Origin of the sequence: Paenibacillus xylanexedens, assembly GCF_007676705.1 — a bacterium.
Taxonomy (GTDB): Bacteria; Bacillota; Bacilli; order Paenibacillales; family Paenibacillaceae; genus Paenibacillus; species Paenibacillus xylanexedens_C.
Map to the genome: position 1 here is coordinate 1 of NZ_VEBF01000752.1, position 230 is coordinate 230.

Genomic DNA, 230 nt, shown 5'->3' on the forward strand with positions numbered 1-230 from the left:
TCCCCTATTCTTTTTTTTCCAGCCCCCCCCACTTCAACCCAAACCCCCATTCCCCACTTCCCCTCCCCTCCGGCTCGCTATCACACCGACCACCATTCACCTTATCCACCCCAACAATTCTTAACCCCACATTTTTTTCATCAACATCCCCATATCTTTTATCATTTTTATCCACCCAAAATCCTTCATCCACATCCACGACCTAATCCGTCCCATCGGCTATTAGCCCC

The 230-nt window shown here is 49.1% G+C and carries 1 protein-coding gene; it reads right to left on the reverse strand.

Going from position 1 to position 230, the window contains the following annotated elements; translation table 11 throughout:
* Window positions 1-4: 4 nt before the first annotated feature.
* The gene (locus FS628_RS31015) at window positions 5-199 is read right to left on the reverse strand and encodes a hypothetical protein (RefSeq protein WP_145326721.1); all 195 of its coding nucleotides are present in this window, start codon (window positions 197-199) and stop codon (window positions 5-7) included.
* Window positions 200-230: the final 31 nt, after the last annotated feature.